This is a genomic window from Methanosarcina spelaei, from assembly GCF_002287235.1.
GTDB classification, from domain to species: Archaea; Halobacteriota; Methanosarcinia; order Methanosarcinales; family Methanosarcinaceae; genus Methanosarcina; species Methanosarcina spelaei.
Genome location: NZ_LMVP01000081.1, coordinates 1 through 9470, shown reverse-complemented (window position 1 = coordinate 9470; position 9470 = coordinate 1). Strand labels below are relative to the sequence as shown.

Below are 9470 nucleotides of genomic sequence, written 5' to 3'. Positions count from 1 at the left end.
AATTATATTCCTTGAATAACATGCACAACTATATGAAAATGCATGCTGATGGCAGCATTTTCATGCTAAATTAGTAATTGTTCAACCTACCAAAATAAGTTGGGAAATATCATTTTAATAAAAACAACTTCAACAAGTAACCAACGAACCGTAAGAAAAAACATAATCAACACCAACAGTAAGAAAATATATTTGAAAATTTGATACATTGAGTCTTAGTAACGACTGCTATTGATGTTGTTTATCCATAATGAATTGTTACGAAAATGAACATCTTAGGAATAACAGGTGCAAATAAATGAAAGTACCTGAAGTAAATAGGACTTTCAGGCTAATCAATCTGAATTAGATTTGAGTGAAATTACTTTAGGTGGAGCAGATGTACCTGACGAAGGAGATGCACCTGAAGATGTACCTGAAGATGTACCTGAAGATGTACCTGAAGATGTACCATTACCATTATCAGGTACGTAAATTACCTTGCCGTCGGCGAGCCTGTAAGCCGTACCAAGAGCCTCTCCAGTTCCTCCTCCTATATTATCGGTCATATTCATGACTTCAATAGGTTTACCTTCTTCTTTGATGACGATCTTCATATCCTGGGCTCCCGGATTTTTGACAATGGTAAAATCCTCATTGGAGCTCAGAAGTTCGGGGAGGTGATATGACATAACAAGTGCAACTAATAGAGCTACAGAAAAGACCATTGCAACATCAAAAACATTGGCAACGTTGACCATAGGGTTTTGCTCATCCTCGTCTTTTAAAAGACCTGTCCGTCTGTATCTTCTGGACTTTCTCATGAATTCTTCCTCGCTATTAAGAAATACTAAGCTTCAATTCTTTTCCTCAATGGTATCCAGGATATAATCTATGTCCGACATATCTTCCCAGTACCAGCGCCGTCTGACCTGTGTAAGCACATAGCCTATTCCGGCAGCAAAAAGCCCTACAACGGTTGTCGCAAAAGCAATCATCAGGTTTTGCGCAAGGGTCTCGAGGTCTCCTTTCGAAAGCCCTATCAGAGCAGGGCCTAATGGAATAAGCGTCCCCATAAGGCCAAGCATGGGACCGATAGTTGAGGTTATCTTTGTATGTTCAAGGCGTTTTGCCATCTTGATTTCATATTCCTGCGAAAGCCTCTCAATTGCAGGAAAATGTCGCTCTTTCAGGTATTTTGCAGCGTCTCGTGCAAAAGAAGTGACCATGTAATTTTGTTTGATGCTCTCAAGAGCCCTGGAGGCTTCCGAAAAATCCGAATTTTGAAGATTGAGCTCAATTTTTTTGCAGTTAGTTTCCAGATTCTTCCAGTCCCTATGTCTTTTTGTATACTCGGAAAGGAATTCTCCTAATTGAATTAAGGAAATAAACACGAGAATGGTGAGAAGAAACATCACAGGAATTAGCAAAGCCGTTGAGAAGACATTCATCATGTCGGATAATAAATTCATCAGGCTCATAGGTCATGCCTCCTTATACGGTCCAGGAAAAAACCTGCAAGGACAATGACTCCAAAAGCCATAAGAGGTATTACTCCTGTTTCTCCTCCTCCGGTTGAAACAAGATTCATCTTTTTTGTTTGTATATATGCCGGGATAAGAAGAGCTCCTAATAGATAATAGATCCCTATCAGCATCATTGCACTGCCCATAGTATCAGGAGTCTTTCCAAGTCGAATCTTTCCAAACCTGAAAAGAAAAGAAGAAGCCACAACTGCTATAAAAAAAGCAACCCCAACAAGGAGCCCTACTTTTATCCCGGAAAGATTAAGGCTCTGTGAAAGCAGCATGCAAGATAATGCAAGGGCTGCCATACATACCGGACATGGTACGGATATAGCGAGAAAAGTGTGCCTGGAAACATCTTTTCCTGAGTTCCATTTTTTCTGGGTGTAAATTCCGGTAACTATGAGAAGCAGGGAAACAAGTACATGGATTCCCATGCCCATTGAAGAAAACTTCTCAAAGGCTTCAAGGCTTATGTGGTCAGCAACACTTCCGAATAAAAGAGCCAGGAGAAAATAACTACCTCCAATTGCGAAAATTTCTCTTTTACTTATGTTTGAAAACCCACATCCTATTCCAGATTTAATTCCAAAGACAAGGATACCTATCAAAATACCAATAACAGTTAATGCAGTAGAGTCCATATTACCTTCTGAGCATCTATAGTAGAGTTAAATAAACCCTGGCTTTTGGGTAACATTTGTTATCTTTTAAGGTAACAAGGGCTCACAGAGTGCATTTTTTAGAGTAAAAGTTTATTTTCACCCTGTTTTCTGTCAGAGATGAAAAAGATAACTTAATAAGCTAAATTCAGGACATGTTTAGAAGTTAAATTAGTAAGATAGTAAAATAATACTCTTTTAAAACGATATCAACCGACGATGATAATAAAATAAACTTCTAATTTAACAAGTATTATGTAAGAATTAATTCTACTTATCAGGTAATGATATAGAAAAAGAAGAAAACAAAAACCTGTAATTAAAGTAAATTTGTTAAAATTAAAAAATAAAAAAGCAATGAAAAGATCGAGTAGTTTACTTTACTTGTTCTGATAAAAGCAATAATTATAAGTATTTGAGATAAAATAGAGCTCATCATGGTAGTAAATGTTGTGCGGAGTTCTGGAATGAATGGCGGCAGAGAAAACCTTTTCAAGGCGATTTCAAGTGATACGCGCCTTTCAATTCTTGAACACCTGAGTGAAGGAGATAAACATATATCCGGTCTGGCAAGAGAAATAGGAATTTCCGTGCCTGTAGCTGCTAGACATATAAAAATATTGGAAAAAGCCGAACTTGTAGAAAGAAAAAAGTTTGGAAATACACATATGATAGGCATCAAACTGAACAATGTCTATTCTTTTCTGGACCACTTTGCAGAAAACAAGAGGCTTGAGGTTGAACAGGGTACGACGCTGCTTGAAGCCCTGAAAAATGTGGCTGCCGTGGAAGTTACGAAGATGGGAAACAGAGTTAAGGTTGTCTCTACGGATGGAGAAGAGGGATTTTATGTATATGAAGTAGATGGCAAGTTTTCTGATAAGACTGTAGACGAATATGAGTTTCACGAAGATGCCGTAGTAGAATGGAAAAAACTAGTGCCCATAACGAAAAAAAGATTACTGGTAAGCATCAGGCGGTAAAAAGCCCACGATGCCGAACCATTTAGAGGGGCTCATATCCGGAGCCTTTCAATTGTCCACTTATGGAACCCTTAAAATGTTTACCCTTAGAACCTTTAAAATGTTTATTCACGGAGTTTTTAAAGGATTTCATGAATCTGCCGAAAATGAAATATTTCCCCTGAAAAATCAGATAATTACTGAAAAGCAGGTATGTCACCTCAACTTCGCCAGGACTCCAAGATGGTCTTCATGATAGGGCTTCAGGTCTTTTGCATTAAGAATCTCAAATCCAGGCTCAAAAGCCTGTTCGAGTTTCTTCACCTCTGCCTTAAAAACTTCTTTTGGGTTTGCTGCAGTATCGATACTCCGCGCTTTAATGGAAAGCAGGAGATATCCATCTCTTTTTAAAAAACGGATTGCGTTCCTTGCAGCAATCTCGGCCTGGTTGGGTTGCGCAACGTCCTGAAAAATAAGATCGACAGGCTCAACGAGATGGGAGTAACTGTCCGGTTTACCGGCATCAGCCAGAATCGGGTGGATATTTTTTCGCCTTGATGCGAGTCTTATCAGATCTCTCATGCTTCTCGGAGCAAACTCAACGGCATAAACTGCACCTTCCGAAACAATATCTGAGACATGGCTTACTGTTGTGCCTGAAGCTGCTCCCAGGTAGAGCACTTTTGAATTTTCCTTAAGACTAATGTTGAATTTTTTCAAGACCATGGCTCCAAGTTTGCTCCTGCGAGGGTCCCAGGTCCGATACTCAGTCTCTTGAACCGGGATCAGTTTTTCTCCATAAACGGCTTTTCCAGGGTCAAGGTTCTTTGTAGCAAGGTGTTTTTTGTCTTTTATAACTTCAAAGATCCCATCCGATAACTTTTTGACTTCAGGCATTTACTTCCTCCTCCTTTTCTTTAGCTTTGCTCCGCTTTCCTGCTTTTTTTGAGGAGGCCTGGGGTTCAGAGTTCTTATCTGCAGGACTTTCGCTTCAAGTTTTTCTATAAGGGAGGGATCTTTTTCCCCAGAATAAAAGTCAATGCGTGCAGCAAGGGAAAGCTTTGACGCAACAGCCCTTGCTACTTTTCCCCTTAACCACCACGGCGCTGTGTTTACTAGAGGATGGCTGTAGATAATCCCATGCTTTGGAGATGGAGCCCGAGCCCGAAGATGCTTGAAAAGAGCCTTGCTGGCTCCTATAACCTGAATTGTGCTGGAAGGAAACTCAGCAAGTTTTTTGAGGCTTCCTGCAAGACTTATTAGCCTTGCTCCAAGCATTGGGCCCGCAATATGTTTCAGGTTGGGTGCAACCTGTTCCATGCTGTTCTCAATATAAACCTCGATCTGTCGTCTCCGTTCATATAGGCTGAGTACACTTTCCGCAAAATCTTTAATAAGTGCTTCATCGGCAGGTTCAAGTTTTGCACCCATCGAGTTCCTGGCTTTCGAGTAAAGCGGATCTTCAGAGCTGACGTTTTCACGGGAACCGTACTTTACAATAAAAAGTGCCAGGTCTTCCCCACCTAATCCGCTTTCCGGGAAATAGCCTCCATACCATTCAGAAAGTCTTTCAGACAGGGCGTTTGTAGTTTCATTGACATCGTCCAGGGCTTCTACAGCCTGAATAATTCGCTGGTCAGGAGTGATGGCGCTTGAGACCTGGAGTTTTGCAGCCTCCAGAGTAACTTCATGTAAAAGAAAGTAATATTCGGCAGGTGACTCCGCAAACCCTGATTTGATAGCTGCAGCCTTTAGGTCAAAACCTTCAGGAGGTAGATTCGATCTGCTTTCCCTTAGGGAAAGAGAATGAAGTGCAAGCTTCCTGATGTCTTTTGAAAGAAGTCTGGATTCCAGAATTTCTCCGACTATGTCGGTTTCAAGAGTTCCAAACCAGGTATTAATCTTCAATCCAGACCTCCAGAGATATCAGCACCCCGATTCCTTCCCTTTGTGAGCAGGACTCTTCCACCAAGAGATTCGTCAAGCATACGCTGGGTTTCTTGCTGGAGTCTTTTGCCTTCCTCAATGCTTCCGACAATGCCGTAAATTACCGGCCCGAAAGAACTGATACCTGCTCCATGCGCGCCGTTGTCACGCATGTAATTCATGATATCCAGAACAGGCTGTGACTGAAGTTCAACTTCCCTTTTCTTAAAACCTACAGTCTGGATGTGATTAATCGCTTTGCCAAAACTTTCCAGGTCTTCCTCGATAAGTGCAGGAAGCATCTGCATGAGAATTACATGGGAAATTTCCTGAACCTCGGCAAGGGGGATCGGACAATATTTCTTGAAAATGTCAACTTCTTCCGTATCGTGAGCTCCTTTTCCTTGAGGAATTACAAGGACAATAGGCCATTCAGGAAAGTTTTTTCTGAAAAGGACAGGGCCAGGAGGTACGTGGCTAGCTGAAGAAGGAGAAAATGAACCCTTATTCTTGAACTTATGTCCTCCGTCCAGAATAAAACCACCATCCTCAAAAGCAGCAACCCCTATTCCGGATGTGCCTCCCCTGCCAACCGCAACTGCAAGTTCCCTAATACTTTTTTCCAGTCCATAAATCCTATTTACGGCTACTGCTGCCGATAGTGCAGCCTGAGTCCCTGAACCTAGTCCTACATGATCAGGAAGACTATCTTTAATATGCAGTTTTATCCCTTTTCCTGTTGGAAGAAGTGCCTGTACAGCTTTTTTTATTTTACCTGCGAGAAGAGAATTGCCGATGATCTCTATATTATCAGCTTCAGTTGCAGAAATTTCCAGGCCGGGATATTCCAGGGTGATTCCCGCTCCTCCATCGACCCTGCCTATCTCTGCATTAAGGTCTATCAGGGTAAGATGAAGTCTGGATGGAGTCACTACTTTAATCATGTATATCTGTACCTCATTACCTATTCATAAAGCTTAGGAATTACACTTCCTTTAGCTCAGGAATTAAGCTTCTGTTTCCCCCAGAGTTTTTCCTTAATAATCGAATAAGTAAAAGATAAAGTTTTCCTGTTAAACATGAATTTAAGCATTGGATAAATCAGAGAATATATCCTTACACGAATTTCCATATCACCTTTGAAATCCACCATCGGATTCATGAATACAGGGTTAATGGAAAAACTGCAGTTCTTGCACCGGTTGTAGGCCAATCCTGCAACAGCATGTATAAATCCACAGAGCATGCCTGTGTCTGCAGGATCGGAAAGGCCAAACATTACGTAAGACTCCAAACGTTTAATTTTTATCCCGTTCAGTAAATCGGAAAATAGACGAAACAGAGGTCTTCTGAGAGATCTGAATGCCTCCATGACCCAGTGAAGTTTTTCTCTGGAGGTCATTCCTGATTCTGGAGCTTTTTCAATTTCAGGCTTCTTTTTTCCTCTTATCTTTTCAATTATACTCCTTTTTTCTTTCTTCTCATTTTCTTCTATTATTTCCTTTTCGACCTCTCTTTCCTTTTCGACCTCTCTTTCCTTTTCGACCTCTCTTTCCTTTTCGACCTCTCTTTCCTTTTCGACCTCTCTTTCCTTTTCGACCTCTCTTTCCTTTTCGACCTCTCTTTCCTTTTCGACCTCTCTTTCCTCAATATCCCTTTTTTTCTTCACCTCAGTTTTATCCTGTGGTTCTGTAGTAACTCGTACCTTTTCTGTTTTCTTCAGATCAATCTCACTTTGTTTCCCTTTTACTGCTTTGTCTTTTTTCAATTTTTCCGGTTCTTCAGGAAGGCTTTCGCTTTCCTCTGGTTCCTCTATGGAAAAGGTATGGGAAAAGAGCAGCCATTTTACAGTGAATATGCCTTTAAGTTCTTTCTTTTCTTCCAGGCTCAGGATCTTGAGTTTGAAAGTGAGGCCTATTGCTGTAAATAATATGAATAAGACCAATAGAAAAACCAGCAGAAGAAGAGTTATTACAAGCATATTAACAGGTTCGGGAGAAGAGGATAGTCCTAACTATCCTGAAAACCCCCACTTTCTATATTTTTGCTAAGAATCCCCTAAATAGATTAGTTCCAGAAATTGGGTGGAAAATTAGTGGAAACATCCCCCTTCTTCTATATTGACTTCGGTTCCTTCTACAGTTTCCTTTTTCGGAGTTTCTTTTCCTTTAACTTCCTGTTCCTTAAACTCCTCTTCTTTTTTGTTTTTGCCCCTCATGCCTTTGAGCTTGTCCATAATCTCAGGTACAAGATCGGGAATTGAGCTAAGGATTGATCCGGCGTCGCTTCGTTCAGAGAGCCGGAAAATTCTGGCTTCTTCTTCTGAAAGCATAATAAATGCCACAGGCTCTATCTTTGCACCTGCTCCTCCACCTCCTCCGTATCCAGATTCGGTGTCTCTCTTGCCTTCTCCCCCACCTGCTCCAAATCCCATTGAAATCCTTGAAATTGGAATTATTGTTTTCCCAGCAGCAGTAATCGGGTCCCCAACTACGGTTTTTGTAGTCGCAATCCTTTCGAGTTCACCTGCAATTTCTTTAATAGTGGCTTCTACACCCAACTTTTCATCCCCTCTTTATATATTATTTCTTATATGGTGATGATAAATATTTCCTATTTTTTCATTTTTAATCTAATTTTGAATACATTAATTTTATACTTAATCATATTTGAGCAATTCTGAACCTACAGGTTCAAACACAGTTCTAGTTTGAGAAGACGAACTTGTTTTTATCGTCTTGAAGGCTATTGTTCTTTTATCTGGGTAATTCAAGTTTAAATCTTCCTTATTTTGAAATTAATAAATGGTTGACTAATTAAAATAAGACAATAACCTATAAGTAAGATATTCTATTAAGTTAAATAACCTGGGTTATCCTACTATATATAAATTACATAATGAATATTTTTAAATTTTAATCTATTCAATTTCAACATAATTTCAGTATATTTATATTCTATTATTTGAATTCCAGCTTAATTAATGGAATTTACTTGAGGCATCTTACAAAAGATAAACAAATTCTTTGAGTAAGAAAATAATTTTGCACTCGTGAGTTTATGTAGGTATTCACTGTAAACTCCCTTTAGTTACAATTAAAGTTTTGCCAAAACTTCTTTTAGTGGACGGAGGAATTAAAATTAAAAAATTAACCACTTTGTTAGTAGCTATTTTCATGTTAGTATTAATATCAAGTTTTGGAGCTGCGGCTGAGATTATAGTGCAGCCAGGAAGTTCTATTCAAAAAGCTGTGGATAGTTCTTCTTCCGGCGATATAATTACTGTAAAATCCGGGACCTATACTGAAAATATCAATGTAACTAAAGATGATCTTATAATCCGTTCAGAGTCCGGAAACCCTGATAATACCATGATTAAAGCCAAAAGCTCAGGAGCCAGTGTGTTCCTCCTGCAGGGAGACAACATAAAAATAACTGGATTTAAGGCCGTAGGAGCTACTCGGTCCGGTAATGCAGGAATCTATCTGTCCTCATGCAGTAACTGCATAATTGAGAACAATAAACTTTTGAATAACTGTTATGGAATTTATGTCCTGCGTTCCAAAGGAGACAAACTCTCAAAGAATACAGCTACGAACAACAGGGAATATGGAATTGTACTTGGGACTGCTACAGACAATACCCTTTCAGGAAACACGGCCCTTAATAACGGTCGTGGGATTCATATTGGTAATTCAGATGGCAATACACTCTCAGGCAACACCATTCAAAACAACAATGTTTATGGGTTTTATATCTGTGGCAAAAGTGACGCAAACCAGATTTACAATAACTACTTCAATGACACCAATATGACTATTAAAAACGGAATCGGAAATGTCTATAATGCCAAAAAGACTGCAGGTACTAATATTGTAGGCGGACCATATATAGGAGGCAACTTCTGGGGAAAACCTGATGGTACAGGATTTTCCAATACCGCAGCAGATACTAATAGGGATGGAATTTCCGATTCTGCATATAAAAGCATAACAGGCAGCACCTATTCTGACAACCTTCCTCTAGTTGTCTATAAATCCGGGCCTACAAAACCGATTGTTGCTTTTTCTGCATCTCCAACCTCAGGAAACGCTCCACTGAATGTAAAATTTACTGACACAAGTACAGGATCACCAACGAAGTGGAAATGGAGCTTTGGAGACGGAACAAGTTCAACAGCCCAGAATCCAACGCATAAGTATTCCAAAGCAGGAAACTATGCGGTTGCACTTACAGCAACCAACTCAGCAGGTAGTAACACACTAACAAAATCAAATTATATAAAAGTGGTAACAAAGCCTGTTGCTGCCTTCTCTGCGTCTCCAACCTCAGGAAAAGCTCCATTAAACGTTAAATTTACTGACACAAGCATAGGAACACCCACTAAGTGGAAATGGAGTTTTGGAGACGGAACA

9 protein-coding genes and 1 pseudogene are annotated in these 9470 nt (G+C 39.9%); 2 read left to right on the top strand and 8 right to left on the bottom strand.

Annotation, left to right across the window (positions count from 1 at the left end; all coding sequences use genetic code 11):
- Nucleotides 1-440: 440 nt before the first annotated feature.
- The 3 genes and pseudogenes from ASJ81_RS05975 to ASJ81_RS05965 all read right to left on the bottom strand — a co-directional run.
- Nucleotides 441-803: pseudogene (locus tag ASJ81_RS05975) on the bottom strand (DUF2149 domain-containing protein); the annotation flags it as partial.
- A gap of 33 nt (nt 804-836) precedes the next feature.
- Complete coding sequence (locus ASJ81_RS05970) at nt 837-1460, bottom strand: MotA/TolQ/ExbB proton channel family protein (RefSeq protein ID WP_095643691.1); 624 nt, start codon at nt 1458-1460, stop codon at nt 837-839.
- Nucleotides 1457-2149: a DUF2162 domain-containing protein gene (locus tag ASJ81_RS05965; RefSeq protein WP_095643690.1), complete on the bottom strand. Its 693-nt coding sequence runs from the start codon at nt 2147-2149 to the stop codon at nt 1457-1459. Before ASJ81_RS05965 ends, ASJ81_RS05970 begins: the two co-directional genes overlap by 4 nt.
- A 455-nt stretch (nt 2150-2604) precedes the next feature.
- On the opposite strand from ASJ81_RS05965, the gene ASJ81_RS05960 reads away from it, so the two are divergent.
- Nucleotides 2605-3150, top strand: a complete 546-nt coding sequence (locus ASJ81_RS05960) for an ArsR family transcriptional regulator (protein ID WP_095643689.1) — start codon at nt 2605-2607, stop codon at nt 3148-3150.
- Nucleotides 3151-3345: 195 nt separating this feature from the next.
- Here ASJ81_RS05960 and ASJ81_RS05955 read toward each other — a convergent pair whose 3' ends face one another.
- The 5 genes from ASJ81_RS05955 to ASJ81_RS05935 form a co-directional block, all read right to left on the bottom strand.
- Nucleotides 3346-4026 (bottom strand): fibrillarin-like rRNA/tRNA 2'-O-methyltransferase, encoded by a 681-nt coding sequence (locus ASJ81_RS05955; protein ID WP_095643688.1) that lies wholly within the window; start codon nt 4024-4026, stop codon nt 3346-3348.
- Nucleotides 4027-5037: an NOP5/NOP56 family protein gene (locus ASJ81_RS05950; protein WP_095643687.1), complete on the bottom strand. Its 1011-nt coding sequence runs from the start codon at nt 5035-5037 to the stop codon at nt 4027-4029.
- Nucleotides 5034-5999, bottom strand: coding sequence for a beta-ribofuranosylaminobenzene 5'-phosphate synthase (locus ASJ81_RS05945; protein ID WP_095643686.1), 966 nt, complete (start codon nt 5997-5999; stop codon nt 5034-5036). The genes ASJ81_RS05950 and ASJ81_RS05945 overlap by 4 nt, the downstream gene beginning before the upstream one ends.
- Nucleotides 6000-6055: 56 nt before the next feature.
- The gene (locus ASJ81_RS05940) at nt 6056-7000 is read right to left on the bottom strand and encodes a DUF2953 domain-containing protein (protein WP_245859856.1); all 945 of its coding nucleotides are present in this window, start codon (nt 6998-7000) and stop codon (nt 6056-6058) included.
- A 147-nt stretch (nt 7001-7147) separates the two neighbouring features.
- On the bottom strand, nt 7148-7615 hold the full coding sequence (locus ASJ81_RS05935) for a GerW family sporulation protein (protein ID WP_095643684.1): 468 nt from the start codon (nt 7613-7615) through the stop codon (nt 7148-7150).
- A 616-nt stretch (nt 7616-8231) separates the two neighbouring features.
- Here ASJ81_RS05935 and ASJ81_RS05930 point away from each other — a divergent pair.
- Nucleotides 8232-9470: NosD domain-containing protein (locus tag ASJ81_RS05930; protein WP_245859855.1), on the top strand; the 1239-nt coding region annotated here is incomplete at its 3' end.

Bases quoted from the DNA above. Each gene is read 5' to 3' on its own strand.
- ASJ81_RS05970 (WP_095643691.1), bottom strand. From the start codon at position 1,460: ATGAGCCTGATGAATTTATTATCCGACATGATGAATGTCTTCTCAACG.
- ASJ81_RS05965 (WP_095643690.1), bottom strand. From the start codon at position 2,149: ATGGACTCTACTGCATTAACTGTTATTGGTATTTTGATAGGTATCCTT.
- ASJ81_RS05960 (WP_095643689.1), top strand. From the start codon at position 2,605: ATGGTAGTAAATGTTGTGCGGAGTTCTGGAATGAATGGCGGCAGAGAA.
- ASJ81_RS05955 (WP_095643688.1), bottom strand. From the start codon at position 4,026: ATGCCTGAAGTCAAAAAGTTATCGGATGGGATCTTTGAAGTTATAAAA.
- ASJ81_RS05945 (WP_095643686.1), bottom strand. From the start codon at position 5,999: ATGATTAAAGTAGTGACTCCATCCAGACTTCATCTTACCCTGATAGAC.